22 protein-coding genes are annotated in these 25,667 nt (G+C 61.4%); 7 read left to right on the top strand and 15 right to left on the bottom strand.

The annotated features are described in order from the left end of the window. The 4 genes from LZG00_20750 to LZG00_20765 form a co-directional block, all read right to left on the bottom strand. On the bottom strand, positions 1-170 hold a 170-nt coding region (locus LZG00_20750), incomplete at its 3' end, for a UTP--glucose-1-phosphate uridylyltransferase (GenBank protein ID MCF3596420.1). Between the two features lie 231 nt (positions 171-401). Continuing rightward, complete coding sequence (locus LZG00_20755) at positions 402-809, bottom strand: hypothetical protein (GenBank protein ID MCF3596421.1); 408 nt, start codon at positions 807-809, stop codon at positions 402-404. 104 nt (positions 810-913) lie between these two features. After that, a complete protein-coding gene (locus LZG00_20760) occupies positions 914-1,954 on the bottom strand; it encodes a ParB N-terminal domain-containing protein (GenBank protein ID MCF3596422.1) in 1,041 nt (346 codons plus the stop codon). Between the two features lie 94 nt (positions 1,955-2,048). After that, positions 2,049-3,461, bottom strand: a complete 1,413-nt coding sequence (locus tag LZG00_20765; protein ID MCF3596423.1) for an AAA family ATPase — start codon at positions 3,459-3,461, stop codon at positions 2,049-2,051. Between the two features lie 460 nt (positions 3,462-3,921). Here LZG00_20765 and LZG00_20770 point away from each other — a divergent pair, with 460 nt between their 5' ends. Beyond that, positions 3,922-4,977, top strand: a complete 1,056-nt coding sequence (locus LZG00_20770; protein MCF3596424.1) for a replication initiator protein A — start codon at positions 3,922-3,924, stop codon at positions 4,975-4,977. Between the two features lie 21 nt (positions 4,978-4,998). On the opposite strand, the gene LZG00_20775 is transcribed toward LZG00_20770, so the two are convergent. The 6 genes from LZG00_20775 to LZG00_20800 form a co-directional block, all read right to left on the bottom strand. Continuing rightward, the gene (locus tag LZG00_20775; protein ID MCF3596425.1) at positions 4,999-5,316 is read right to left on the bottom strand and encodes a hypothetical protein; all 318 of its coding nucleotides are present in this window, start codon (positions 5,314-5,316) and stop codon (positions 4,999-5,001) included. Positions 5,317-5,319: 3 nt separating this feature from the next. Next, positions 5,320-5,622, bottom strand: a complete 303-nt coding sequence (locus LZG00_20780; GenBank protein ID MCF3596426.1) for a hypothetical protein — start codon at positions 5,620-5,622, stop codon at positions 5,320-5,322. Between the two features lie 9 nt (positions 5,623-5,631). Further along, complete coding sequence (locus tag LZG00_20785; GenBank protein MCF3596427.1) at positions 5,632-6,738, bottom strand: DUF2793 domain-containing protein; 1,107 nt, start codon at positions 6,736-6,738, stop codon at positions 5,632-5,634. A gap of 116 nt (positions 6,739-6,854) precedes the next feature. Continuing rightward, a complete protein-coding gene (locus LZG00_20790) occupies positions 6,855-8,780 on the bottom strand; it encodes a glycosyltransferase (protein MCF3596428.1) in 1,926 nt (641 codons plus the stop codon). A gap of 5 nt (positions 8,781-8,785) precedes the next feature. Then, the gene (locus LZG00_20795) at positions 8,786-9,019 is read right to left on the bottom strand and encodes a hypothetical protein (GenBank protein ID MCF3596429.1); all 234 of its coding nucleotides are present in this window, start codon (positions 9,017-9,019) and stop codon (positions 8,786-8,788) included. Continuing rightward, positions 9,016-10,371, bottom strand: a complete 1,356-nt coding sequence (locus LZG00_20800) for a glycosyltransferase family 2 protein (GenBank protein ID MCF3596430.1) — start codon at positions 10,369-10,371, stop codon at positions 9,016-9,018. The genes LZG00_20795 and LZG00_20800 overlap by 4 nt, the downstream gene beginning before the upstream one ends. 229 nt (positions 10,372-10,600) lie before the next feature. On the opposite strand from LZG00_20800, the gene gmd reads away from it, so the two are divergent. The 5 genes from gmd to LZG00_20825 all read left to right on the top strand — a co-directional run bounded on the left by gmd (position 10,601) and on the right by LZG00_20825 (position 16,110). Continuing rightward, positions 10,601-11,725: a GDP-mannose 4,6-dehydratase gene (gmd, locus tag LZG00_20805; GenBank protein MCF3596431.1), complete on the top strand. Its 1,125-nt coding sequence runs from the start codon at positions 10,601-10,603 to the stop codon at positions 11,723-11,725. A gap of 9 nt (positions 11,726-11,734) precedes the next feature. Beyond that, positions 11,735-12,712, top strand: coding sequence for a GDP-L-fucose synthase (locus tag LZG00_20810; protein ID MCF3596432.1), 978 nt, complete (start codon positions 11,735-11,737; stop codon positions 12,710-12,712). Between the two features lie 59 nt (positions 12,713-12,771). Further along, positions 12,772-13,389, top strand: a complete 618-nt coding sequence (locus tag LZG00_20815; protein MCF3596433.1) for a papain-like cysteine peptidase — start codon at positions 12,772-12,774, stop codon at positions 13,387-13,389. A 147-nt stretch (positions 13,390-13,536) separates the two neighbouring features. After that, a complete protein-coding gene (locus LZG00_20820) occupies positions 13,537-14,958 on the top strand; it encodes a mannose-1-phosphate guanylyltransferase/mannose-6-phosphate isomerase (protein MCF3596434.1) in 1,422 nt (473 codons plus the stop codon). A gap of 87 nt (positions 14,959-15,045) precedes the next feature. Beyond that, positions 15,046-16,110, top strand: coding sequence for a hypothetical protein (locus LZG00_20825; protein MCF3596435.1), 1,065 nt, complete (start codon positions 15,046-15,048; stop codon positions 16,108-16,110). Positions 16,111-16,147: 37 nt separating this feature from the next. Here LZG00_20825 and LZG00_20830 read toward each other — a convergent pair whose 3' ends face one another. The 3 genes from LZG00_20830 to LZG00_20840 form a co-directional block, all read right to left on the bottom strand. Then, positions 16,148-17,296, bottom strand: a complete 1,149-nt coding sequence (locus LZG00_20830) for a glycosyltransferase family 4 protein (GenBank protein ID MCF3596436.1) — start codon at positions 17,294-17,296, stop codon at positions 16,148-16,150. Then, complete coding sequence (locus LZG00_20835; GenBank protein ID MCF3596437.1) at positions 17,293-18,231, bottom strand: NAD-dependent epimerase/dehydratase family protein; 939 nt, start codon at positions 18,229-18,231, stop codon at positions 17,293-17,295. Before LZG00_20835 ends, LZG00_20830 begins: the two co-directional genes overlap by 4 nt. A gap of 148 nt (positions 18,232-18,379) precedes the next feature. After that, entirely contained in the window at positions 18,380-21,712 is a 3,333-nt protein-coding gene (locus LZG00_20840) for a glycosyltransferase (protein MCF3596438.1), read from the bottom strand. A 495-nt stretch (positions 21,713-22,207) separates the two neighbouring features. Here LZG00_20840 and LZG00_20845 point away from each other — a divergent pair, with 495 nt between their 5' ends. After that, complete coding sequence (locus LZG00_20845) at positions 22,208-23,374, top strand: polysaccharide pyruvyl transferase family protein (protein ID MCF3596439.1); 1,167 nt, start codon at positions 22,208-22,210, stop codon at positions 23,372-23,374. A 56-nt stretch (positions 23,375-23,430) separates the two neighbouring features. Here LZG00_20845 and LZG00_20850 read toward each other — a convergent pair whose 3' ends face one another. Then, on the bottom strand, positions 23,431-24,375 hold the full coding sequence (locus LZG00_20850) for a sulfotransferase (GenBank protein MCF3596440.1): 945 nt from the start codon (positions 24,373-24,375) through the stop codon (positions 23,431-23,433). Then, positions 24,375-25,661 carry a hypothetical protein gene (locus LZG00_20855; GenBank protein MCF3596441.1) on the bottom strand — a complete coding sequence of 429 codons (1,287 nt, stop codon included), beginning with the start codon at positions 25,659-25,661 and terminating at the stop codon, positions 24,375-24,377. The genes LZG00_20850 and LZG00_20855 overlap by 1 nt, the downstream gene beginning before the upstream one ends. Positions 25,662-25,667 lie beyond the last annotated feature (6 nt).

The following is a 25,667-nucleotide window of genomic DNA, read 5'->3' on the forward strand; positions in this document are numbered from 1 at the left end:
ACAAAGATGAATTCCTTGATCCCGGCGGCGCGCGCCTCGTCGATGGCGTATTGGATCAGCGGGCGGTCGACCAGCGTCATGATCTCCTTGGGCACTGACTTGGTCGCCGGCAAAAACCGCGTCCCCAAGCCTGCAACCGGAAATACCGCCTTCGTGATCTTCTTCTTCATGACTCGCCCTCGTTATGCACTTTGTTTTTATACGGCATCAAAACCGCATTATGGCATATATTGCCCGGTGTTACATTGGAAATGCCGGACACGGCAGGGGCTTATCCCTAAATCCGCCTAAAAGCGCGCCCGTGGCGTTTGCGCTGTCCCAAATGCAGCAAAACTGTGCCAGCGCGCGCTAAGACCGCCCTGCCCTACCCCGCACGCGCCCCGAACATAGCCAAACGCCGGTCAGGACAGGGGAGTAGAGGCGATCAGCCGATCCAGAAACCGGCTCAGCGCCTGCGTGTCCAGTGCCTTGCCCCGGCGCGCCGTGCCCATCGGCGTGCCCGTCCTGCCCGACTGATCAAGACGCGCCTCAACCCTATGCGACCCAAGGGCTGAAACAGTCAGTATCAGATCGGCCTGCCCGCCCTCAGACATGGCGATCCGACGGTCAGGATAGGCAGCCTGCAGGCGAGTCAGAAACAGATCACACAGCGCCGCTGGCCGGGCCTTGGCGCCGGTGGCAACACAGGCAATCGTCACCGGTTCGCTCTCTCCCTGAGACATGGCGCGCACCTCCAATCCCGCAAAACCACTCAGCATCACGACCAACGCCAGGACGAGATGGTCTTTCCGCTTCATCGCATCAAACATGTGGCAACCCTGCTCAAATATTCTAGGCGGAAATGTTTCGCGCGCGAAACATCTGTCCCGGCCATAGGTCAAACCGCCATCTTATCGAACCGGGAAACCCCGCCTCACTCCGGCACCTGCGCAAGCCAGGCCAGCAATCTCTGACGCAAGCCTTCATCAAAAGCATCCCCTTCGATCACAGCGCCGCCTTCAGGCAAAAGGCGCACCGATATCCCGGCCCTTGGAGAAAGGGTGCCGGAGGCCGCACTAGGCTCTAAATGGCTATTTAGAGCCTGCTTACCCCGAGCCTTGATACCTTTTCTGGATGTCGTCCTGCCCTCTGACAGGGCCTTGGACAGATAGGCCACCTCGGCTTCCGGCGTGGCGGGCGGCGCCTGTTCAAGGCCGCGCCTCAACCGCACACCCAGCCCCGAATTCTCTGTCAGCGCGCGCGCCAGGGACAAGCCCAGGCGTTCATGCAGATGGCTGGGAAATCGTAACACACCATCCAGTTCCTCAACGATGGTCAGGAACGATCCGATCTTCGACCGCTTGGCCCGCGAGGCATTGGCATAGAGCTGTTGGAGCGCGGTCTTGCGCGTGTCATAAACCCCCTGCTCCACCGCCTTGGCCGCAATTCGGGCGCGTTCATAATAGCTCAAGCCGACACGGATCTCGTTTTCCTCGACCATCGCCAAATAGGCCTCCGAGGCATCCTCGGGGCGGCGCAAAAGCGCCAGTACAGTGTCGAATTTCGCATCCCCGGTTTCCGCCCTGAGCTGGATCAGCGCCTGACAGCGGCGCCAGCCGGAAATAAGCCCATAGCCGCCGCCGTCCAACGCCACCACTTCGATCGGGGCCTGCTGTCCGCGGCTGCTCAGAGACGCCTTGAGCGCCGCCATCTCTGCATCATCCGCCGTCACGCGGTCGCGCACCAGATAGCTTTGCTGCACCTCTTCAAGCGGGATCTGCAACACCATGCGCCCTTTGGCCCGGGCATCGGCGATGCTTTGGGCCATCTCCTCCAGAGCGGACTGGGTCGATGCATCGCGGGCCACATCGGCAATCGGCGCACGCAAGGACCGGCGCGAGGGGTCAGAGACCTTCGCCGAGGGTGCAGGGGCGTCCGGCAGCAGGGTCGGGGTCAGACGTTTGCGTTTGGCCATCATACACTCTCCTGGCGGGGGAAGGGCAGGGGGGCAAGCCCGATCGGCGGGGCGGCTTTTGTTTCGCGCGCGAAACATCCGTTCACCAGAACCCTCATTGCGCCGCCTCCGTCGTTGCCACCGTTCCGGCCTGTCCGGCCAGCTCATCACGCCGCCATGCCCCCAGAAACAGCGTTTTCAGCGCCGCATAGGTGGCATCGAAGGTCTCGCGGCCGCGCACATAGGTTTCCCGGTTGAAATCGCGATAATCCGCCTCGTAAATCCCGCGCACCTGCTCGCCGGCCTGGCCGATCAATGCGGTGAAATCCTGCCTGTGCGGGCTCAGAACCGGGCCGAGATAGGTTTGCATCAGCGCCGCCAGCTCGGCTTGCTGCATGCCATCATAACGGGTGATGACCGCGCGCACCGCGTCCCATTGAAACGACATCTCGTCCCGCCCCAAGGCGCGGGCGGCGATGTTCTCGACCTCTTCGATCGAGCCGAAGGTGGAATGCAGCATGTCGAAAAACCGCCCCGTGCTGTCAAATTCCAGAAACGACGCCCCAAGCGGAACCAACAGGATATCCGCCGCCGCAAGCCCGTTGATGGTCAGATAGCCCAGGGCCGGCGGGGTATCGAGAAAGATCAGGTCATATTGATCCAGCACCCCGTCCTCCGCAAACAGGTCGGTCAGCGCATCCCACAGCTTCCAGCCGCGATTGGCCATGCGCCAGACAGGGATCTGGAATTCCGCCCAATAGAGATTCAGCTGCGCCCCGATCAGATCGATATTGGGCCAGTGTGTCTTCTGGATCAGCCCCTGCGCCTTGATGTCCAGAGCCTCGCTCAGCGTGTCGTCCAGCGGTTGCGGCGCATCGCCCCGCTCCAGGCGGCGCTGGTTCTCGGCCCGCAGATGAGTGGCATAGTGGCGCGCCATCAGCGGAAAGACGGTTTGCCACTCATCCTCCACCTTGCCGCCAAAGATCGAGGTCATGCTGCCCTGGCTGTCGAGATCAACCACCAGCACACGATACCCATCCAGCGCAGCAGACATCGCCAGGTGAGCCGCGGTGCTGGTCTTGCCGACCCCGCCTTTGAAATTCGCCACCGCCACGATCTTGGCGGGCAAGCCTTCCGGGCGGTAGGGCCGATAGTTCTTGGCCTTTGACCCTTCGGCGGCAAAATGCGCCCTCAAACGCAGAACCTCATCGAGCGTGAACCATTTGGCACCGCCATCAGTTTCCGAGCGCCCCTGCGGCAGATTCGGGTTGGTCTTGAGCACACGGCGGAAATGGCCCGTTGCCACCGGGATCAGGTAACGGGTGATTTCCCAGGTTGAAAACAGGCGCAGCTGACGCCCGCCGGTTTCATTCAGCCCGCGTCCGGCAAGGTCATCGCGCCCCGCGCTGCAAGCTTGGGATATTTGCTCAAAGCCCTGGGTTGTCGTCGGCTCTCCCAGCAACGCCATGGCCTGATCAGGATCAATCTGAAAATAGGGAGGAAGAGCGCCTCGGGTCTCGGGTTTCATGTGCTGCCTCAATGTGCGCGGTTTTTGCTAAAGTAACACAAAACCGCGCACATGGAAGAAGAGTGCGCACATTGATGGCATTTTCTTAGCAAAATCCCGGGGTTTGTGGTCTATTCCGGCCCCTGGATCCAGCAAACAGAATCCGTGACCCTGTTATTTTTATGTTATTTATATGTTACAGGAGATATCATGTTCTGAGAAGCGTCTTTGAATCAATGGCTTCCGGAGGATTTTTAGAGTTGAGGTGACTCTGATCCGCCACTCGAACGACTCTGATCCTCCACTTGGGTGATTCTGATCCGCCAATCCCAAGCTGGATTTGAAATGTCTTTGCTCTTAGGTTTGGTGTCACTGAAACCCCGTTCGATTCGGGGCGATGAAAACCGGCGCCAAAAGCCGGGCAAGACCCGTAACAAGCCGGGCGCACGAGCAGAACCGGGAAACCGGATTGAGGACGGGAATGGCAGGCGCCGGATCACCGACGAACAGAACGATTGCAGGGCTCAAGAACGGGTTGTTGCCAGACAGGCATCCGACCGAGGATTTTTTTGTCTGCGACATTTTCGATGCCGCGCCCAAGGATGATCTGGGCTCGATGGAGCATCCGATTTTTTCGCTTTCCACCAAGCCGGATCGCCGGATCTTGCAGTATGCCCATAACGGGGTATCCGTCGAGGTGACGCCAAGTGTGCGCGGTCGGGCCACCATTCATGACAAGGATGTCTTGATCTACTGTATCAGTCAACTGATGGCGGCCTTGAATGCCGGGCGCGAGATCAGCCGCACCCTGACCTTGCGGGCGCATGATCTTCTGGTTGCGACCAACCGCGATACCGGGGGCGATGGCTATACCCGGCTGAAGGAAGCCTTCGAGCGGCTGGCGGGCACCCGCATCACCACCAATCTGCAAACCGGCGGGGTGGATGCCACCCGCGGGTTCGGCCTGATTGAAAGCTGGGAAATTTTACGCCACAGCCGCGGCAAGCGCATGATCAGCGTGAGTGTCACACTGTCGGAATGGCTGTATCGGGCGGTGTTGTCGAAATCGGTGCTGACGCTGAGCCGGGATTACTTTCGCCTGCGCAAACCGATGGAGCGGCGGATTTATGAACTGGCGCGCAAGCATTGCGGCCGTCAGCCCGACTGGCGGGTCAGCGTCAAGACGCTGCATCACAAATCCGGTTCGACCGCGCCGGTTCGGGTGTTTAGGGCCGCGCTGCGCCGAATGATCGCCCAAGACCATCTGCCCGATTATGAGTTGGCCGAAGAAACCGGCGACATCCTTGTCGTCAGACGCCGCAATATGGTTGTCGATGGCCCCGCCGCCCCGCACCTGTCGCCAGAGACACTGGAGGAAGGCCGCGCCATGGCTCCGGGCATGGATATTTATGCGCTACAGGCACAATGGCAGAGCTGGTGGGCCCAAAGTGGTCGCCGTCGCCTGACCAACCCCGACCGCGCCTTTCTGGGCTGGCTGCGCAAGCGCAGCCAGACAGAAGGATCAGGCCAAAATTAGACCCTGAACCAGGGTTAGAGCCTAAAATGCAGCGCAGAGCTTCACGGCTTTATCAGGGGCGGGCGGCCATTGCCTTGTGCTCTCTGCGTCTTTGATGCTGGCGGCGCAGGCGGCGCGCATGGCGGCAATCCAGTCCACCAACGCGACATACGCCTTCTGATCCGTCTCGCTCAGCCGCCCGCTGGCGGCGGCGGCGGCCAGATTGATCTGACGGCTCTGGGAACAGACGGACAGAATTTGCGACCGGCAGGCGTTGCGCAGGCGGGTCACCCGCGCAGTCTCCGCCTGTGCGGCCCGCTGATCGGCGGTGATGATCCGGCTCAGGTCAATGTTGGGCATGGCTCAGATGTCCTTGGTTGGAGTAAGGGGAATGGGGCCGTCGGCGGGGTCGATGATCACGTTTTGCGCGCGCGCCTGCTCACCGGCCCTGGGGCCATGCGGCACGATCAGGGTCAGATGCAGCCGACCATTTTCGCGCCATACATCATTGCCGAGCCAATCGCTGTCGATGGCCTCCATCGGCAGGGATGCGCCCTCCGGCAGGGCAGAAAAATCAAAGGCTTCGCCATTGATCACAAGCAGGTCGCCGGCGCGCTCCAGTTGCAGGGATGCGTCGCGGCGCATCGGGGTCAGGGTGATGTGCATGATGTCCTCTCAGAACCAGCGGCCAATGGCCATTGCAGAAACCGAAACCTGGGCGTTGTTGAAAACGCTGCCGCGCGTCGCATAAAGCGAGTTTGCAAACCGGGTTGTGGTGGCGGGCCCGCCGGTGATGCAATTCGACGATGCGCCCACGGTGGTGCAGGTGTAAAAGCAGCTCGGGATCGCGCTGAAGGCGGCGGCAAAGCTGGCCTGACCGGAAATCAGATTTGCATCCGAGGCATACATGCCGCCAAAATCCACGGCGATATCATGGGTCGGCGCGACAAACGCCTTGTGACAGATCTGGGTGCCGTCGGCATAGCGCAGGTAATGGCCATTGGCATTGCTGCCCTGTTCGATCACGGCCCCCGTCGGCAGCCCTCCCACCTGAGAGACCGGCCCCAGAAGATTGCCCGGCCCATAGGCGTAATCGGCCCGTGCAAGCCGCCCCGGCGTGGTGTCGTCGGCGCTGGCCTGCACCGCGGCCCCGCTGGCCAGCCCCGTCCCCGCATCAAAGGCAAGCGCGGTGGTCCAGGCAGCACCATCCGCACTGACCTTGATGGCGAAATCATCGCTGCCCGCCAGCCCCATTTCCGCCCGCCCCGACCAGCCGACCTGATAGAGCAGGCTCGCGGTATCGCCACTGGTGGCCTTGTTGAGCTTCATCTGATGGCCCGCGCCGGCATGGCTGAAGAGTGTCGCCTCGCAGGCCACTGCCAGACGGTTGGTTGTATCCCAGCCGCTGTTGATGCCGATGCCGCTCAGGTTCTGTGTGTTCGCCTGCGCCAGTTGCCAGCTTCCGGCGCGCCAGACATGCAGCGTACCGGTGTCGGGATGTGTCGCGAGCCAGCCCTCCCGGGGCGGCACGAAAAGCCAGCTGTCCCCGGAATAGACGGCAATCTGGCCATCCTTACCGGCCCAATCCCCGGTCGCGCCTGATCCAAGCGCATGGGCCGCGCCAGGATCGGGAACAGTGGGCGGCGTGGTGGCCTCGAAACTGCGCAGCCGCAACTGCACCACCAGGTCCAGAAGCTGCAACGCCTCGTTGTGGGTGACGTGTTTTTGGGCCTGCGCAGGCAACAGATAGGGCAGGCCAAGGCTGCTGGACGTATCGGGCATGATGGGCTCCGGGGCGCGAGGAAAAGATTGCCGGAGTTTTGTGCTCAAACCCTTGATGTTCTTCCACCAGGCCGTGCGCAAGGGCAGGGGTTTGTTAACCCGTCTGCCCGGGGTCGTCAGGCGCCATCAGGCACCAGGCCGGGCCATAAGACCGGGCCGGTGGCGTCTTCAACCCGGGGCAGATAGCGCTGTGCCTCGGGGATATGTTGTCCGGGCAGGCGGATCAGCCGGGTGCAGCGCGCGCGTTCGCCATAGCAGAGCCGCACCACCGAGGTGCCATCAATACGCGCCCGCAGCCCGGCCCAGATCGACAGGCCGCTTGCCGCTGGCATGGTCATGGAAAACAGCGTCACCAGCGCGACGCGCCGCCCGGCGACAAGGTCATCCTCAAGCCAACCCATCAGTGCTTCGGATCCGGCATCGGGATGGCTCATGATTCCGGCATAGACATGATCGAACCGGGCAACGGCGGCGGGGTCGCCTGCGGGGTTCAGGATGGCAGGTGCCGCAAAGGGGGGCGGCTGACCGGGGCGGTAATACAGGCTGTCAGCATGGGCATGGTGATAAAGCTGCGCCTCGTAATAGTCGCGCCGCGCACCATAATAGAACCAGCTCATGCCGGTGGCGCTGTCGGCGGTGGCGCTGTCGGCATGATCGCGCTGCACCGCCATCGGCCCGCCCTTCAGAAGCGACACGGACCCGGCGCCAAACATATGGCGCACCCGGCGCAGAGCTTCGCTGTCGGCCGAAACCCGCCGCGCATCCCAACGGCCAAGCCCCTCGCGCATCAGCCCGCAAGGCAGCATCAGGGACGACATGTTTTCAAACAGGATCTCACCGCTGCCGGTCCAGCGGCTGGCGCGCAAATCGGGCGTGGCCCGCAGTTGCAGGCTCAGACAGCCGGCCTGGCCGGGATGGCTGCGCAGGTGGTGCAGCTGCCGCGACAGGCGCATCGGATGCGACCAGTCATCGCCATCATGCAGGGTAACATACGCTCCCTTCGCCTCTGCCAAGCCAACATTGCGCGCGCCATAAGCGCCGAGGTTTTCGGGAAGGCGGATCAGGCGCACTCGCGGATCCTTCTGCGCCGCCCGGGCGACGATATCGGCGGTATCATCGCCGCTGGCATCGTCGATCACCAGCAGTTCCAGCGCCCGCCAGGTCTGGGCCAGCACCGAGGCGATCGCGGTTTCAATCACCGCCGCGTCATCATGGGTGGCCATCAGAACGCTGATCACAGGTGCGTCCTGTGTGGTGCTGTCCGGGTCCGGGGGCAGGGCGCGCGCGCAGCGCAGCCGATCAATGGCCGCCGTTCCCGCCACCGCCGCCGCCAGCGTCAGTTCGGGCAGATCGCCGAGCCGCAGCGCCTGGTTGAGACAGTCCAGCCGTTCGCTATCAGAGCGCGCCAGCCAGGTTGCTGCCATATGCAGATCGCCATTGGGCGGGCTGGCGTCCACAATGGCGCGGGCGGCGGTCAGATCGCCGTCACCCGCAGCGGCGATCACCCGCATGGCGGCCAGCCCCGGCGCACCCGACCCAAGGCTGGCGCGCTGGTCGAACCATTGCCGCGCGGTTGAGAAATCGCGCGCCCCCAGGGCCCAGAAGCCAAGCGCCTCGGCGGCCAGCGCGCCAGCCTCGGGGTCGTCGCCCCGTGCCAGCCCACCAAGCCCGGCCAGTGGCTCGTCTTCCAGCCCGCCGGTTTCCAGAAGCGCGCGCCACCAGAGCGCCTGCGCCTTGCCATCCGTGCGCGGCGCCACCGGGTCGACGGCTGCGGGGTGGGGTGCGCGGCCTTCCTGCTGACCGCTCTCCAGATAGTGCAGCAAGGGGTGCAGCCCGGCCTGTGCCACATCCGGGTTTTGCGCCAGGTAGAAGCGGCAGGAGAACCCGGGCCCGGGATCGCGCAGCAGCGCACCCCCCAGTCGCTGGTAATGCCGAAGCGGGCTCAGCCCCAGGCGCGCCACATCCGGATACCGCTGGCGATACCATTCGGCGTCAAACAGGCCCGATCGCCGGATGCGTTCGATCTGCGCCTCTGTCAGCATCCCCTTCAGCGCCGCAGGCCAAGCCGGGCCAGCAAGCCCGGTGTCGGGGGCGGCGCAACAGGGCAGGGGGAGGGCGGTGATGCCACCTCGGGCGGCGGCGCGCGCTGCTCCAGAGCACGGCTCAGGCGCAAGACCTCGTCTTCATAGCGGGCCAACTCTCGGCGCATGGCCTCGCCCTGTTCGCGTAAAATACGGTTGTGCTGGCGCAGCGCGGCAATGGTCTGGTCTGGCGTGCTCATGCGGGGTCTTTCAGGGCGGGGTCTTTCAGGGCGCGGTCGCTTGGTCCGGGGTTTGCCGGGGCCGCCTGCATCTTGGCGCGAATCCGGGCGATGTTGGGGGCGGCCTCCTCGGTGGTGGTGATATTGCCCAGGCCCTTGCGATCGACAAAATAATGCCCGGTGATCACCGGCACACCGACAGGCGCCTCATCGGCACAATAGCGCAGGATCAGATCCCAATCCACCAGCCTGCTGAGCCGGGTGTCAAAGCCGCCCTGCTCCTCGTACAGGCTGCGGTGATGCACAAAGCTGTTCAGGTCGATATAGTTTTCCTGCTCCAGAGCGGCCCGGTCAAACGGTTGAAACAGGATATCGCTCCAGCCGTCCGTCAGATTGTGACGGCACAGGGCGGTATAGGCGGCGCGAATGCCTTTGTCTGCCTCCAGCGCCGTGCTGGCAAACAACAGATGATCGCTGTCCCAGATGTTGTCGCTGTCGAGATAGGCGATGATATCGCCGCGCGCCCGCGCCAGCCCGGCATTGCGCGCCGCCGAGACGCCACCATGCTCGATCTGCTCAAAAATCAGGCGACCATCTTCCAGCAGATCGGCAAAGCGCGTGCGGATCATCTCGGCCGTGCCATCGCTGCTGCCGTCATCGACCACGATGACCTCGCTCGGAGCCACCGATTGCAGCAGCGCAGAGCCAAGGGCCTCGCCGATCACATGCGCCCGGTTCCAGCTCGGCATGATCACGCTGATCCTGGCCTGCTGCGCCCCGGCCCGGGCCAGCGCCTCCTGGCGCAGGGCATCGGGAAATTCCGCCACCAGGCCGGGGGGGGCCGCGCTCAGATCTTGCAGGTTGTCGGGGCGGGCGGCAAAGCATTCGGGATGGCGACGGTAGAGATCGGCGGGCACGCGCCCTTCCTCGGCCCCTGACGCCAGATAGTGGGCCACCGCATCGGCCCCGGCCGCCGCCACATCCGGATGCAGCCGCAGATAGTCCTGCGTTGAAAATAAGGCCTTCCGCCGCCGCCCCGGCACCGCCTTGAGCGCAGCGCAGAGTTCCAGCCCCATGGCGCGGGCCGCGCCCGTCAGACGCTCTGGTGCCATATCCCGCATCATGGCGCGGGTCATATGCTGGTTCACAAACCGGGCCTTTTGCAGCTGTGCCTGGCTGCGCAGCCGTTCCTTGTACAACCGCGAGACAAGGCCGCGGGTCAGGGCGCACAGCCCCTGGCTGTCGTCGGGATCATCCTGTTCCAACCTGCCAAGCGCGTCTTCAAGCACGCCCACGACATCCCGGTCGGTTGCCGTTTCCAACTGCGCCAGCAACGGATGAATGACGCCATTGGGGGCTGTGTTATCCGTCATGAAACCCTCGGCCTGTTTGCGCGCGTCCGGCCGGGTGTCGACCGTTCCAAGGCCATTCTATGGGGTGTATCAAGATGCTGACAACCCCCGCCAGAGGCGCCGGATTTCCCGGAATGCGCTTGTGTGATGCAAGCTGTTTTGCTAGTCGCTGTCATGGTCGAAGCCCGGCTTCAACCCGGTGGCTATGTGCCTTGAGATATTTAGATATTTGTCAAACTGGACAGGCAGAATGAAAAAGAAAGCCCTTATTACTGGCGTAACGGGGCAGGACGGGTCTTATTTGGCCGAATTCCTGCTCGAAAAAGGTTATGAGGTGCATGGCATCAAACGCCGCGCCTCCTCGCTCAACACGCAACGTATTGATCACATTTATCAAGACCCCCATGCCAAGCGCCCTCAGTTGCACCTGCATTACGGCGATCTGACAGACAGCTCCAACCTGACCCGTATTCTGAGCGAAGTCGAACCCGATGAGGTCTATAACCTCGGGGCGCAAAGTCACGTCGCAGTCAGCTTTGAAGCCCCCGAATATACCGCCGACGTGGATGCCATCGGCTCTTTGCGCCTGCTCGAAGCGATCCGCTTTCTCGGGCTGGAAAAGAAGACCCGGTATTATCAGGCCTCGACCTCGGAACTTTACGGGCTGGTGCAGGAAATCCCGCAGACCGAAACCACGCCGTTCCATCCGCGCTCACCCTATGCCGTGGCCAAGATGTATGCCTACTGGATCACGGTGAACTACCGCGAAGCCTATGGCATGTATGCCTGCAACGGCATCCTGTTCAACCACGAGAGCCCGCGGCGCGGCGAGACCTTCGTGACCCGCAAGATCACCCGCGGCCTGGCCAATATCGCTCTCGGTCTGGAAGACTGTCTCTATATGGGCAATATCGATGCGCTGCGCGACTGGGGCCATGCCAAGGACTATGTGCGCATGCAGTGGATGATGCTGCAACAGGATACGCCGGATGATTTCGTGATCGCCACCGGGGTGCAGTATTCGGTGCGTCAGTTCATCTCCTGGGCCGCCGCCGAACTGGGCGTCACCTTGCGCTTTGAAGGCAAGGGCGTCGACGAGATCGCCATCGTTGACAGCATCGAGGGCGACAAGGCTCCGGCGTTGAAGGTTGGCGATGTGGTGATGCGGGTGGACACGCGCTATTTCCGCCCCGCCGAGGTCGAAACCCTGCTGGGCGATCCGGCCAAGGCCAAGGCCAAGCTGGGCTGGGTGCCCGAGATCACCACGCAAGAGATGTGCGCTGAAATGGTCGCCGACGACCTGAAAAGCGCACAGCGTCACGCGCTGCTCAAGTCGCATGGTTATGAACTGCCCGTCAGTCTGGAAAACGGTTAAGGGTTTGTAATGCAAAAGATCTACATCGCAGGGCATCGGGGTATGGTTGGCAGCGCGATTCTGCGCCGCCTGCAAGCCCGCAAGGATGCCGGAGAGGCGCTGGAGCTGATCACGCGCCCCAGCCGCGATCTGGATCTGACCAATCAGGCGGCCGTGGCCGATTTCATGACCAGCGAAAAGCCCGACACGGTGATCCTGGCCGCTGCCAAGGTGGGGGGCATTCACGCCAACAACACCTATCCCGCCCAGTTCATCCATGAAAACCTGATGATCGAATGCAACGTCATCCATCAGGCCTTCGCCACGGGCTGCAAGAAGCTGCTGCAATTGGGATCCTCGTGCATCTATCCCCGGGATGTGCCCCAGCCGATGCGCGAAGACGCGCTGCTGACAGGTGTGCTCGAACCCACCAACGAGCCCTATGCCATCGCCAAGATCGCCGGCATCAAGCTGTGTGAAAGCTATAACCGGCAATACGGGGTCGATTACCGCTCGGTCATGCCCACCAACCTTTATGGCCCGGGCGACAATTTCCACCCGGAAAACAGCCATGTGCTGCCCGCCATGCTGCGCCGCTTTCATCAGGCGGTGCAGGATGGACTTGATGAGGTGGTGATCTGGGGCACGGGCAAGCCGCGGCGCGAGTTCCTGCATGTCGATGACATGGCCGCAGCCTCGCTTTTCGTGCTCGAGCTGGACAAGGCGACCTACGATGCCAACACCGATCCGATGCTGAGCCATATCAATGTCGGCACCGGCAAGGATGTGACCATCCGCGAGCTGGCCGAGCTGATCGCCGAGGTGACCGGCTTTACCGGCACCATCCGCCAGGACACCAGCAAACCCGACGGCACCATGCAAAAGCTGATGGATGTCTCCCGTCTGTCCGGCATGGGCTGGCGCGCGGGCATCACGCTGGAAGAGGGCATTTCCGACACCTATAAATGGTTCCTGACCCAGGACGAAAGCGCGCTGCGGCTCAAATAGGCGGCCTTGCCTGCCGCTGCACCCGGCTGTTAGGATCGACGCATTGCGAAAGGAAGTTCATGGACATCGAACGCTTTGAAAGTCTTGGCCATAATTGTGAATTCGGCTTTGTGATGCAGAAGAAGGGGGTCAAGAAAAGCAGCCTGTTGCGATGGGCGATTTCGCCTGTGGGTTCTGTCATCCGTGGCCTTGGCAATGATTTCACCGGGATCTACGAACTGCGCAATCTGATTCCGTCACAGATCGACATGGTGCAGGACACCGCCAGCGGATTTCATTTTCACACCAAGATGGTGGCCGACCGCGTTTTCGTCGACAATCATGCCCGGTTTCACCCCGACGAAAAGCAAAAGAACGATTATCTCCGGGCCCGGCTGCTCGAACAGATCGGTGATCCGCATACGATCTTCATTTACAAAGGCCGCACCGAAACCCCGCTCGACCAGCTCAAAAACCTGGCTGCCGCGCTGCGTGCCAAGGGGCCATCCAATCTGCTTTATATTTCGGAAAACGCAGATCAGCCGGTCGGCTCGGTCAAACACATCACGCAAAACCTCTATCAGGCCAGGATTGATTTTTTCTCTCATCCGGCCCGGGCCAGCCAGGCCTCCTACGAGGTATGGGATACCATTCTTGAAAACGCCGACGCCCTCATCAAAGCCCCGCAATCGGTTTGATCGCAACCTGAAACCGCAGGGATCGCTGGCCTTGATTTTGGTTGGCTTACTTGCAGCAGAATTCGACATTCTTGACTTATAATATCTTGAAATGCCCGGTAATATTATACAAACGCGCGGGCATTCCGCAGTTGGAGATTTGATCTGATGATTACCCCTGTGCTTCTTTGTGGCGGTTCCGGCACCCGTTTGTGGCCGCTGTCGCGCAAATCCTTTCCAAAACAGTTTACCGGGCTTCTGGGCGAAGAGAGCCTGTTTCAAGCCTCGGCGCTCCGCCTGTCCGGAGAGGGCTACGGCGCACCGGTGATCCTGACCGGCGATCCGTTCCGCTTTATCGTCACCGAACAGATGGCGGCCATCGAGCAATCCCCGCAGGCGATCATGATCGAGCCGGAAGGGCGCAATACCGCCCCCGCGGTTGCCGCCGCCGCGTTGTGGCTGGCCAAGAGCGACCCCGAGGCCCTGTTGCTGGTGGCGCCCTCTGATCACGTGATTGCCGATCCCGACAGTTTCCGCGCCACGGTGCAGGCGGCGGTGGGGCGCGCCAAGGCCGGCGATCTGGTCACCTTTGGCATTTCCCCCAGCCGCCCCGAAACCGGCTATGGCTATCTTGAGCTGGCGGCCGATGCCGATATCGCCGCCGACGTGCCGCAAAGCCTGGCCCGGTTTGTCGAAAAACCCGATCAGAAACAGGCGGAAGCCATGCTGGCGCAGGGGCATTTCCTGTGGAATGCCGGGATCTTCCTGTTCTCGGCCAAAGCCATCATCGCCGCCTATGAAGCCCACGCCCCTGAAATTCTGAGCGCCGTGCGCGTCGCCCTTGACGAGGCCAGCACCGACCTGGGGTTCATTCGTCTGGCCCCCGAGGCCTGGAATGGGCTCGAAGATATTTCGATCGACTACGCGATCATGGAGAAAGCCGACAACCTGGCTGTCATGCCCTATCGTGACAGCTGGTCGGATCTGGGCGGCTGGGATGCGGTCTGGCGCGAGGCAGGCCCCGATGCGCAGGGCAATGTCTGCTCCGATCATGCCACCGCGATTGATTGTCAGGACACGCTGTTGCGTTCTGAAACCGACGTTGTGGAAGTGGTCGGGATCGGCCTCAAGGACATCATGGTCGTGGCCACGTCCGATGCGGTTCTGGTGGCCCATAAATCCGAAGCCCAGAGGGTCAAGGAAGCGGTCAAGGTGCTGAAAGACCGCAACATCCCACAGGCCGTGCAATTTCCGATCGACCACCGCCCCTGGGGCTGGTTCGAAAGCCTGGTGGTGGGCGGGCGCTTTCAGGTCAAGCGCATCGTGGTCCATCCCGGTGCGTCGCTGTCGCTGCAAAGCCATCATCACCGCTCTGAACATTGGATCGTCGTTCAGGGCACGGCCCGGGTGACGGTGGACGAGACGGTCAAGCTCGTCTCGGAAAACGAGTCTGTCTATATCCCGCTGGGGGCTGTCCACCGGATGGAAAACCCCGGCAAGGTGCCGATGGTTCTGATCGAGGTTCAGACCGGCAGCTATCTTGGGGAAGACGACATCATTCGCTACGAAGACGTATACGCAAGGCAATAATCAGAGAGGGCCGCATCCGGCAGGACGCAGACGCATGATGCGTCATGCACCGGAGTGCGGAGAGCTGAGATAATGATTAAAAAGAACATGAAGACAAAAGACCGTGCCGCCTTGCGCCTGGTCAATCTGACCGGGCTTGACGCCGCCGCCCTGCTGGCCTGGGCGCAAGCCTTGCTGCCCGATCACAAGCTGACGGCCGGCCGCGCCGTCAGCAAGGGTCCAAACCTTGTCATTTATGATGATATCGCGACGGCTCTGGCGGGTGCGGCCCGCTCCGGGGCCGGGCTGACGGCAACCCTGTCCGAGTGGAAGAAAACGGCCGCCAAGGCGCTGAAAACCGGCGCGAGCGACCCCGCCAACAGCTTTCTTTTATCCACCGGCGCTGCGGCAGAACTGCCCAAAGAGACCGCGCAGGCACTGGCCGACTGGCTGGGGGCAACCCCCACGCAGGCCGCATTCGTGCATCAGCCCGACCTCACCGCTCTGGACAGTCTGGTTTTGATGTCGGTCTTGCGCCTCGAATCCAACCTCGGGAAGACAAGCGCCGACCTTGCCGCCAGGGGCCTTGCCCGGGCTTTGCCCAAGGAGCTGTCAAAACCGGATGTCGCGCGCGCCCATGACACATTTGGCCAGCTGCTCGGCAAAACGGAAAGCCAGGCCGAGACCCTGACCAGTCAGGTGCAATGGATCGAATCCCTGCGCAAGAACCTCTGGGAAGAAGCCGGGCGCGCGGCGCAGGCCGAAGCCCGGTTGATCACGGCCGAAAACAGCCTCCATCAGGTCAATGAACAGCTCCGGCAGGCTGTCGCCGAGAAAAATAAAGTTGTCGCCGAGAAAGACAAGGCTGTTGCCGCCACGGCGGTCACGAAAAGCGCACTGGGCGAGCTTCAGCAGAAAATGCCCAAGACGCTGAAAGCCCACCAATCCGAGCAGGAGCAAGGCAAGCTCAGATACGAGGCAGAGCGGGCGCAGGCGCGGATTCTGAGCCAGAGGATCGAACAGGAGCGCAAAGAGGCATCCGACCGCGAACACGCCCTCAAGGTCGAATTGCTTTATCTGCAAACCCAGATGGCAGAGATCAGCAGCTCAACCTCGTGGAAGATCACGCGGCCTTTGCGCGCTTTGCGCAGACCCTTTCAGCGAAGCTCCTGAAGCGCGGCTCCCGGCGGCATCCGGGGCGCAAACCGCTTCAGCTCAACGTCGCCATATTTGCGGCTGACAGGTCGGCAAGCTCGCGGGCGGAAATCGCCCGGGGGCGTTTCCCGGCGGCGGATTTCGGCATCAGGCTGTTGACGGCCTGTATGAAATCGCGGCCAAAACTCTGCCGGGCCCGGACATAGGTATTGGCGCCTTCGACCTTGGGGGGCGTGGCGGCGAATTCCTGCATGATATCGGCCAAGGCATCGGGATTGTGTCGCGGAAAGAACCGCCGGTTCTTTTCGAGCTGCTCCAGATGCACGCCCAGATCAGAAGCAACGACGAACTGGTTCATCGCCTTGGCGTCCTCGATCACGGTGGACCAGCCCTCAAACAGCGATGGCTGAATGATATAGGCGGCCCCCTTCATCAGGTTCAGCTGATCGTCGCGGGGGATGAACCCGAGAAACCTGACATTCTGCGCCACACCCCATTCCGCCGCCATCTGGCGCAGGAACTGGTTGTATCCGGTGACCCGATAGTCGCTTTCACTGCCGGTAAAACACACCGTCACATCCACGCCGCGCGCCTTGAGGATGGCCAGGGCCTTGATCACGAGAATATGGTTCTTGTGAACCCAGACCTGATTGGCGCACATCACATAGGGGCCGGTGATGTCATAGGTGGCCTTGACCTCGTCGAGCCGGCTTTCGTCAAACCTGTCGAACGAGGCGAAATGCACCACCGTCACGTTATCGCATTCACCGGGATAGAACCGGGCAACATCATTTTTGACATCCTCGCTGCTGACCACCAGCCCGGCGGTGGCAAACCGCAGCCGATGGTGATGGCGGCGGCTGGCAATTTCGGTCGGCGAAAAATAGTAGGGCAGGTGCAGTTCCTGAAAGTCCGGTATCCATGACAGGGTCCGATACGCCTGACGCGGATCCGCCCACGGAAACAAGGCGTCAAACGGAAAATCTTCGGGGCGGGCGGCAAATTGTTTCGGCGTGATCCAGAGCATGTTCTGATATCCGGCCTCTTGTGCAAACCTGACCGAGTCAGGCAGGCTGCTGAGCAAAGCCAGACAGGGCTGTTCAGATTTGGGCAGCGTATTGAGGGCCGAAATCAGATTGCGGATATAATAGCTGCCACCCATCCAGCCTTCGTTGAGATCAAAGGTAAGGCCGATCGTCTTCATGCAGCATCTCCGGCGCCGGAGGTTTTGCGCTGTGCCAGGAACCAGGCGGCATATTCGGCCAGACCATCTTCGAGCTTGGTAAGGGGGGCCCAGCCGGTGGCCAGCGCCTCGGTGATATCCGCCTGATAGTGTTGCGGATCGCCGGCCCGGGCCTCGCCAGTGAACGCGACCGGCTGGCTCACCCCAAGGCGGTCGGCCAGCCCCCTGACGATCTGGCGTATTTCCACCGCTTCGCCACAGCCCCCATTCAGCGTCGGGGCCGTGGTGTCGGCAATCGTTGCGGACTGGATCAGCAAACGCGCCGCATCATCGACATGAATCCAGTCCCGGGTTTCCTCTCCGGTGCCGAAAAAGCGGATGTCGCCGTCGCACATCTTCCGGCTCGCATCCCAAAGCAGCTGCTTGCGCAAGCCCGGCCCATAGACTGAAAACAGCCTTACGATCACCGTCGGGACAGCAAAATTGCGCGCGTATTGCAGGGCCAGAAGCTCGCAAATCCGCTTGTTGGTGCCATAGGGGGAAATCGGGGTGCAGACCGTGTTGGCGCGGATCGGCATTTGCGACACCGTGCCATAGACGCCCGCACTTGAAGGCAGGATGACCGTGACATTGCCCTCGCGTCGGGCAAATTCGAAAACAGCCTGTGTCGTCAACACGTTGCTGGCAAAATCCCGTTCGGGAGATTGCAGCGACATGGCCACGGACCCGCTGCCTGCACAGTGGTATATTTCATCGACCTCACCGGAAAATTCCGCCAGCGACGCGCTGGTGATGCCCCGGTCGCTGACCCGGCTCAGGCCAATCCCGGCCTCCTGTGATCGCGACATCGGCTGGCGCAGAATGCCCGCGACATCATAACCTTTTTTGCGCAACTGATGGGCAACACGGCGGCCGATAAATCCGGCAGCCCCCGTCACCAAGGCTTTGCGTGTCATAACGCGGTCCTCATGAGTTTGCCCCCTGCCGTCCGTCTCACCGAGAGGTCCATGCAGTTTTCTGCGCGAGGGGGCATCAATATACGTAACAGGTGGGTCGTCCTTTTGTTAAAATGGTTTGCCGCGCCCGGATCGGGCGCGAAACGGCTTAACTGGATGAGTTTTCAAAGGTTACTTCTGGAATGGGCAGGTCTGGCATTCGGGCCGCCTTGCGCGCGTCGCGCAGCTTGGCCTGATCGTCGCGCGTCGCCAGAACCCGCGCCGGATTGCCACCGACAATACTGTAGGGGGGGATGTCCTTGGTCACGACAGACTGGGAGGCGATGATCGCGCCTTCCCCGATCGTCACGCCTTTCATGATGCTCGCGCCAAAGCCGATCCAGACACCGTCGCCAATGGTCACCGGGGCGGCACCGACATCCTGCCAGTTCTTGAACGCGCCGGTGCGACCGCGCAACGTGCCGGTCAGCCAGTCGCGGGCATCGTTTTCGCGCATGTCACGGTCAAGCGAATGCGAGTTGTTGTCAGTGACCACCACATCCCAGGACAACATGACATTGCGCCCGATCCTGATCCCGTCGGGCTGGGCGCAAATCAACAGACAGCCGCTGCCGATCGAGGTGCCGTCACCGACCGAAATCATGCCGACGCCGCGCTCGAATACAAAGGTTGCGGTGATGTCGCACTGCTGCCCGACAACCACATAGGTGCGGTTTTCCTGGTGCAACCTGACATCGACATTCAGCCCCGCAACCCGCGAATCCGCGCCGACCTTGATCAGCGGCTCAGCCGGGAGACTGGCCGGGGGCGGGGGCAGGAAGCTGGCGATATCGCCATTCAAAAGGTCGACGGATTCCAGCAATATACCGCCTTCGCGGCTATCAAACTTGGTGGTATGGGCGACGCGAATATGCACGACGACCCATTCCTCGCAAGACTCCAGCGGCACAAAGACGGATTGGCGTTGCGTGATATTCTGCGACACTGCCGGGCACGACTGAATCACCCCCGGCGCCTCGACGACAAGTACCTGCCCGGCGACGAGGTTGCGGAAATGGATGTTCAGAACCGGGCGGCTGAGATTGGCCGTATTGACGCGCAGATAGATATCCTTGCCCCGGTTCCAGGCATAATGCTCATTCATGTTCTGGTGTGGCTGGGGCTTCTCGACATTGTAGAGTCCCAGAATCTGGTGCGGCGCCAGGGTGCGCGACAACGGGTGCAGGCTGGGCTGGGTGGTGGCCGCGGCAAGCTGTTGCGTCAGCGCCGTTCGGATAAAGCCCTGCCAGGCGGCCGTGTTGTCACCCACGGACAGGGTATCGATCCAGTCCGGGACCGCCTCGTCGACAAGCTTGAAATCGTCTGTGCTGGCCGTTTGCAAGAACACTTTCAGCTCTTCAGCGCTCGTATCCTTCAATACCTCGCGCACGAATTCCGTAACAAACTCCTCGGCCACGTGATGGCGGATGAAGGATGTCGGCACGATGTAGCTCAGCGCCAGAGGCGCCATACGCTCCAGCAGACCCTCTTCGCGCAGGAAATCCAGACACAGGCGGCGGATATGCAGGAAGTCGAAAACCCGCCGGGTGCGCACCGTCGAAATCGAGCCGCTGCGACGCAGATACATATAGCTGACGGCAGGATCGACAAACATGGTCTTGACCCGGCTTACCAGCTTGAGCGCGAAATGATGGTCCTCATAGTAATAGCCGACCGGGAAGGTCAGCGCGTTCTCAAGCATGACATCACGCCGGATGATGAACCGCCAGGTCTGGGCATTCCAGCCCGCCAGGCGGGTGTAGACGCCCAAGGTATGTCCGGGGTTGTGCACCATCCCGGACAGCCGCGGGTCGGTCACCGAGGCATGATCCACCTGATCGTTCTCGTCGATATAGGCAAAGTTGACCTGATAGGCCTCCGGGCGCTCGCTTCGCAGGGTGGCTCCGATATGCGACAGGCAGTCGTCGCGCAGGAAATCGTCGCTGTCGATGAACCAGACATATTCCCCCCGACACAGCGGCAGCCCCGACAGGCGGGCCTGGCCCAGCCCCTGGTTTTCCTGGGTCAGGATGCGCACACGGGCATCAATGGCGGCAAAAGCTTCGGCCACGGCCAGGGTATTGTCGGTGGCGCCATCATTGACGACGATGACTTCCAGATCTTCCATATCCTGGGTCAGGATGCTGTTGAGTGCCTTGCCGAGATAGGCCTGCACATTATAGGACGGCAGCACGATCGACAGCAGCGGCTTGTCCGATGGCGCCTTGTCGGCATGGCGCAGCCCGTTTTTCTCGAACAGCGGCAACGCCTCGTTCCAGAGCACCCCGTCAAAGATATCGACCATCGTCTCGATGGGCACGTTCTCGGCCTTCAGCGCCGCCGCGGCGCTGATATTCAAGGGCGCATGGTCGTATTTTGCCAGAACCGGCTTGATCTCTTCCGGGCGGCTCCAGCCACGGGCGGCAAACAGCAGCTTCAACGCATCTTCCCGGTTCAGATCAATGCCGGGAAAGTTCTGTTTGATCAGACCATGGGCTTCCTGCCAGACCAGATCGGGGTTGTTGTTGGACATGCCTGTCAGCGGAAACAGCACCACCGGCCGGGGAATATAGGTAAAGCTGCGGCGGGCATGGATCGCCCGGTGCATCCAGCGGGTATCCTCGGCCATCGGATAGGCATATCCGAACGGACCGACATCATCATACACGTCACGGGTGGCAAACATGCCGTTATGGCCCACCGGGCCGCCGCTGACGAAGGCGTTCAGCCCCCAGGGCTCGTCCTTGCGTTTGCTGGTCTGGCCATCCGGGGTCATCTCGATGGTCTGGCCGCCATAAACATCGGTGCCGTTCTGATAGAACGCATTGGCCACCGTGTTCAGAGCGTCGGGCAGATAGCAATCGCCGGCCCCGACGATGCCGATCAGCTTGCCACGGGCGACCGCGAGTCCCTTGTTGAGGGCATCATACAGCCCCTTGTCGGCCTGGCTGAAGCAGGCGGTCACCACTTGCGGCCATGCGGCGGCGATTTCCAGCGTGGTGTCGCTTGATCCACCATCCACGATCAGACATTCGACATCGCCCCGGCCCTGCTCCTGAATCGAGCGCAATGTATCGGGCAGATCGCGGGCGGCATTGAAGGTTGCAATCAGGATCGTGAACAACGGCTGCGGGGCGCTACCAGAGGGCGTGCGCACGAACCTGGCGGGCGCGCTCCAATCGGTTTTGCCGAACACCTCTGTCATGACAGAGGTGTCTTTGGTGGCGGTTTTGAGGGTTTGCGCAACGGCCGTGTTCAACCGCGCCGACCGGTGTCGCTTCAGCACAGCCTTCAGGGCTGCGGCATCAACTTTTCCGAAATTGACCGACCCGAGGATCTCCACATCCTGCGGGCTCAGAGCGAGCTCGCGATAGCTGGCGTACAACTGATCTGTGGTGAGTGTTACGGTGTCGGGTTGTATAGATGAACCAATATCCATCATGCACGATCTCCGAAATATTTGCGAAAAAAAGAGCTCTTTTCCCGCGTGGTCTTGCTAGAGCAGGCTTGGTGCTAAAATCTTGAAACTCAAAAATGAAACCTGAATCCATGGTTATGCGGCGGATATAACCCAGCGATTTTTTAGTTACCAGAAGAAGTTCCCCGACATGCGCGGGATCTTGCGACACGCCTGCGTGATGCCTGATTTGAGGCATTTTGGCGATTTTTGGCGCATCCTGGCCCATATCGGGCGGATCAGATCGTCGCCCGGCGACCGGGAAAGTGCCCATTTTTTGCCACAACCCTCAGGCGAGTCACCCTTTGCCCAGAACAATTGCCCCAGAGCATATGCCGCGTCTGGCGCGCGCCAGATGTGGCAGGGCCAGATCTGGGCCAATGCTTGACACCCGATTTGCATACCCTATAGCAGATTTGGCCCGCTCTCCCAATTGTCCACGCTGGTTTTATAAATTCCGGTCTTTCCCATGGTGTGAAAATGAGAAAAGTTTACCTCGACATGAAGTATATAGGCGCCATTCCGGAGGCTTATAGACTGAGTGCCGCAGAGGTTTCGGCAGCTGCCGGAGTCAATCTTGGGAATTTGGTATTTCGCCATGCCCTGCGTTATCTGTTGCAGGATCTGGACAGTTTCGAACCCATGACCGGCCCCGAATTTCGGGCGATCGAGGCAAAGGACCAGATCGACCATATGATCATCTCCTGCGCCAACTGGCTTGGGTCCACCCAGCGGGATGAGCTGTTCAATGGTGGCCGCGCCGAGATGGTTGAATCCGTGGATTGCCCTGTCACGGCATTCGGCCTGGGCGTGCAAGCCGCGGCAATGCAGTCTGACGAGCCGGTCAAACTGGGGCCGAATGCGATCCGTCTGGGCAGGGCCTTGTCCGAACGCGCCGCCCAGATCAGCGTGCGCGATGAGTTGACCCGGCGCTCGCTCGAAGCGGCGGGGATCAACAATGCCGTGGTGACGGGGTGCCCGTCCAATTTCATCAATTGCGACCCGGATCTGGGAAAACAGCTGGGAGACAAAGCTGGCCGCCTACGCAGTAGCCTTGGCTCCTGGGGCGATGTGCGCACTGCCATCTCGGAAGTGACCGGCGGGCATTCGGCCTCCGGGGCCGTTCTCAAGCGACAACTGCGCATGATGGATGAGACGCCGGCATTCTACATTCTGCAAACCCCCGGCCTGTTGCCCTTCCTTATGGGAGAGCGCAACAATATTCCGAACGAATACAAGGACAACAACCCCTTCATGGGCGAGCCCGGGCGTTTGACACGCACGCTCAAATCCAAGGGTCTGCATTTTACGGATGTCGATGCCTGGATGGATTTCTCACGCACCTGCGACATCAGCCTGGGGATGCGCATTCATGGCACCATGGTGCCATTGCAGGCCGTTGTTCCCTCGGTTCTGATTGCCCATGATTCCCGTACCGTCGGTTTGGCCGAGGCCATGTCGGTGCCATGGATTGCGCCACAGCAATTCCTGAAAATGGTGGAGCAGGGGCCTTATGCGTTCATTGATAATTTCATCGAACAGATCGCGGGCTATGACGCCGGCCGTCACCAACTGGCCAAGCGGATGGTGACCTATATCACAGAGAACGGCTTGCGCCCGGCTCCGGCCGTGCTCGGCCTGGTTTAGGCTCTGGCGTCAAGGGATTTGCACCTTGCGACCCTGATCTTGCACCCCTGACGCCGTCAGGGCGCGGGATCATAGTCAAGCTCCTTGCAGAGCCGGGCAAAGGCCGGGCTCTTTTCGGCCTGCTCGCCGAGGCTTTGTGAAACCTGGCGGGATGGCCGGGGCTGGATTTTTCCGCCCGATCGTCCGCTGTCGCCGGACAGGGCGAACAGGCTGCGCGTGACGTTGAATTCGCCACTATAGGGCAGTTCAAGAACCGCACATATCTTCTGCAAGACCGCGTCCGGCGCGCGGGTGAAATCTTCATATTTGAAACGTGCAACATCGCCATAAGCGTGCAGGAAACTGAGATAGCGTTTGCTGTATTCCTCAAGCGTTGCAGGTTTGAAATGCAGCCATTTATTGGTCTCCAGCGACATGAAAGAGTCCAAGGGGTGGCGCAGGGTGAGCACCGATCTGACCGCCACATCCGGCGGCATCAGATCACGCAACAGCGGGCGCTCTATCGCGGGGGTCACGTCATGGCAGAAATGCGAATGGCTGTGATCGCGCAGGATCAGCGCCATGCCCTGCGTTGCAAGCTGATCGCGCATCGCCTTCAGACCGGCCCTGAAAACGGCAATGGTCGCCTCCTGTGGCACCGCGCGCGGGCTGGCGATCATATCCGTCAGAATATCCGTCGGTTTGAAAGATTTGCTGGCCCAGGGAAGATGCAACCGGCTGAGCGGATCAATCTCGTTGAGCAGAATGGTGTTTGGCATGGCCGCAATACAGCTCGACATGACGGTGCCGCCGGAACAGGCGAAATGATGGATCAGCCGGATCGGGTCCCGACCGGCCTCGGCGGCGGCCTGGCGCGCCAGCTGGCGCTCGCATTGCCCGACAAGATCCGACAGCACAGGCAGCACCGCCGCCACCGCCGCATCCGTCTGCGGCGCGGGCAGGCGCTTCAGGGTGCTGTGCAGCCTATCGAGCAAGTCGGTGACAGGGTCCGGGCTCTGCATCAGGCGCGCGGCCCTTTTTTGGCAGGGCTGCTTTTGGCCTTGCCTGATCGCGATGCGGGTTTCTTGGCCGCCTGCGTCTTTGCCGCGCCGGTTTTCGGCGCCACTGTCCCAAGCTGCCCGATTGCGTCGCTCATGCGCGATGTGATGGTTTGCAGCAACCTGTCCTGGCTCTGCTTTTCCTCCAGCAGCGTTTGATATTTTGTTTGCAGGTCTTTCAGATCGCCCGCCTGCAACGCCTGCAAACGCAGGCTTGTACCCAGGGCATCGCGGGCCTTGTCGCGTTCGGCCTCAAGGCTGGCCCTGTGGCTCGCTTGCGTCTTCAGGTCGGCTTGCAGCGTCGTGATACGCTCATTCGCCTGCGTCAGCCGGGTTTCGATCTCGCCCTTTTCGCGCTTCACCACCTCAAGGGATTTTTCGGCACCCTTCAGCTTTTCCCGCACCTCGGCCATCTGCGCGCTCTGCTGGCTGGCGGTCTGCCTGCCCTCGCGGACAAAGGCCTCCAACTCCGCGATGCGCTCTTTCGCCTGCGTCAGCGCATCTTGCGACTGCGTCAGCTGCTGCGCCAGCCCGGTGCGCTCATCGCCAAGCACGGCAAGGGACTCTTCCGCGCGGCTCAGCTTCTCTTTCAGCGCGCTCAGGGCGCGGGCCTGATGATCCAGAGACATCCAGTATTCGGGGAAATCGGGATCGTCGCTGTTGCAGGCCTCCAGCCGATACCCCAGGGCCTCGATCATCCCCACCAGGTCCTCGGCGCTGTCGGACGCGCTGTAAAGCGGTTGCGCCCCACAGCGCAGAGAGATGAATTCAAACGGGGTATCGTCGCGTCCGAGCTGCGACAGGATCCTGGCCTCGCTGCCGGGGCTGTCGAGATGCAGGATATGCCGGGCCTTGCCCTCGCCCGACAGGCCAAGATCGGCCAGCAGCGAGGTCAGCGTGCGGGTTTCCACGGTGCGCTGACCGGTTTCGCGCAGGCCGGGAAAAAGCTCCGTCAAGGCGCCGGGCGGCGACAGGCTGGACAGGTCCGGCAGGTTGAACACATGCAGCGGCGCCTGGCCCTCCTGATCGCTGATCGCCAGAGGATAGAGCACACAGCGCGGATCGGTCGCGATGCGGGCTTTCAACTCCATCGTCGCCTCCAGCAGCGGTTCCACCAGAACGATGCGTTCGGCCCCAAGCGCCAGAACCGGCGCCAGCCGTTGGCCTTCGCCGGCCCCCAGATAGACAATCGTGCCCAGCTTGTGCCTGGCATCAGCGCCTTGCAGATGTGCCTGCCATGTGCCGTTCATCTTGTC

The sequence above is a fragment of the Rhodobacteraceae bacterium LMO-JJ12 genome, from assembly GCA_021555075.1.
In the GTDB taxonomy this organism is placed as follows: Bacteria; Pseudomonadota; Alphaproteobacteria; order Rhodobacterales; family Rhodobacteraceae; genus JAKGBX01.

Bases quoted from the DNA above. Each gene is read 5' to 3' on its own strand.
- LZG00_20755 (MCF3596421.1), bottom strand. From the start codon at position 809: ATGTTTGATGCGATGAAGCGGAAAGACCATCTCGTCCTGGCGTTGGTC.
- LZG00_20760 (MCF3596422.1), bottom strand. From the start codon at position 1,954: ATGGCCAAACGCAAACGTCTGACCCCGACCCTGCTGCCGGACGCCCCT.
- LZG00_20765 (MCF3596423.1), bottom strand. From the start codon at position 3,461: ATGAAACCCGAGACCCGAGGCGCTCTTCCTCCCTATTTTCAGATTGAT.
- LZG00_20770 (MCF3596424.1), top strand. From the start codon at position 3,922: ATGGCAGGCGCCGGATCACCGACGAACAGAACGATTGCAGGGCTCAAG.
- LZG00_20775 (MCF3596425.1), bottom strand. From the start codon at position 5,316: ATGCCCAACATTGACCTGAGCCGGATCATCACCGCCGATCAGCGGGCC.
- LZG00_20780 (MCF3596426.1), bottom strand. From the start codon at position 5,622: ATGCACATCACCCTGACCCCGATGCGCCGCGACGCATCCCTGCAACTG.
- LZG00_20785 (MCF3596427.1), bottom strand. From the start codon at position 6,738: ATGCCCGATACGTCCAGCAGCCTTGGCCTGCCCTATCTGTTGCCTGCG.
- LZG00_20790 (MCF3596428.1), bottom strand. From the start codon at position 8,780: ATGCTGACAGAGGCGCAGATCGAACGCATCCGGCGATCGGGCCTGTTT.
- LZG00_20795 (MCF3596429.1), bottom strand. From the start codon at position 9,019: ATGAGCACGCCAGACCAGACCATTGCCGCGCTGCGCCAGCACAACCGT.
- LZG00_20800 (MCF3596430.1), bottom strand. From the start codon at position 10,371: ATGACGGATAACACAGCCCCCAATGGCGTCATTCATCCGTTGCTGGCG.
- gmd (MCF3596431.1), top strand. From the start codon at position 10,601: ATGAAAAAGAAAGCCCTTATTACTGGCGTAACGGGGCAGGACGGGTCT.
- LZG00_20810 (MCF3596432.1), top strand. From the start codon at position 11,735: ATGCAAAAGATCTACATCGCAGGGCATCGGGGTATGGTTGGCAGCGCG.
- LZG00_20815 (MCF3596433.1), top strand. From the start codon at position 12,772: ATGGACATCGAACGCTTTGAAAGTCTTGGCCATAATTGTGAATTCGGC.
- LZG00_20820 (MCF3596434.1), top strand. From the start codon at position 13,537: ATGATTACCCCTGTGCTTCTTTGTGGCGGTTCCGGCACCCGTTTGTGG.
- LZG00_20825 (MCF3596435.1), top strand. From the start codon at position 15,046: ATGAAGACAAAAGACCGTGCCGCCTTGCGCCTGGTCAATCTGACCGGG.
- LZG00_20830 (MCF3596436.1), bottom strand. From the start codon at position 17,296: ATGAAGACGATCGGCCTTACCTTTGATCTCAACGAAGGCTGGATGGGT.
- LZG00_20835 (MCF3596437.1), bottom strand. From the start codon at position 18,231: ATGACACGCAAAGCCTTGGTGACGGGGGCTGCCGGATTTATCGGCCGC.
- LZG00_20840 (MCF3596438.1), bottom strand. From the start codon at position 21,712: ATGATGGATATTGGTTCATCTATACAACCCGACACCGTAACACTCACC.
- LZG00_20845 (MCF3596439.1), top strand. From the start codon at position 22,208: ATGAGAAAAGTTTACCTCGACATGAAGTATATAGGCGCCATTCCGGAG.
- LZG00_20850 (MCF3596440.1), bottom strand. From the start codon at position 24,375: ATGCAGAGCCCGGACCCTGTCACCGACTTGCTCGATAGGCTGCACAGC.
- LZG00_20855 (MCF3596441.1), bottom strand. From the start codon at position 25,661: ATGAACGGCACATGGCAGGCACATCTGCAAGGCGCTGATGCCAGGCAC.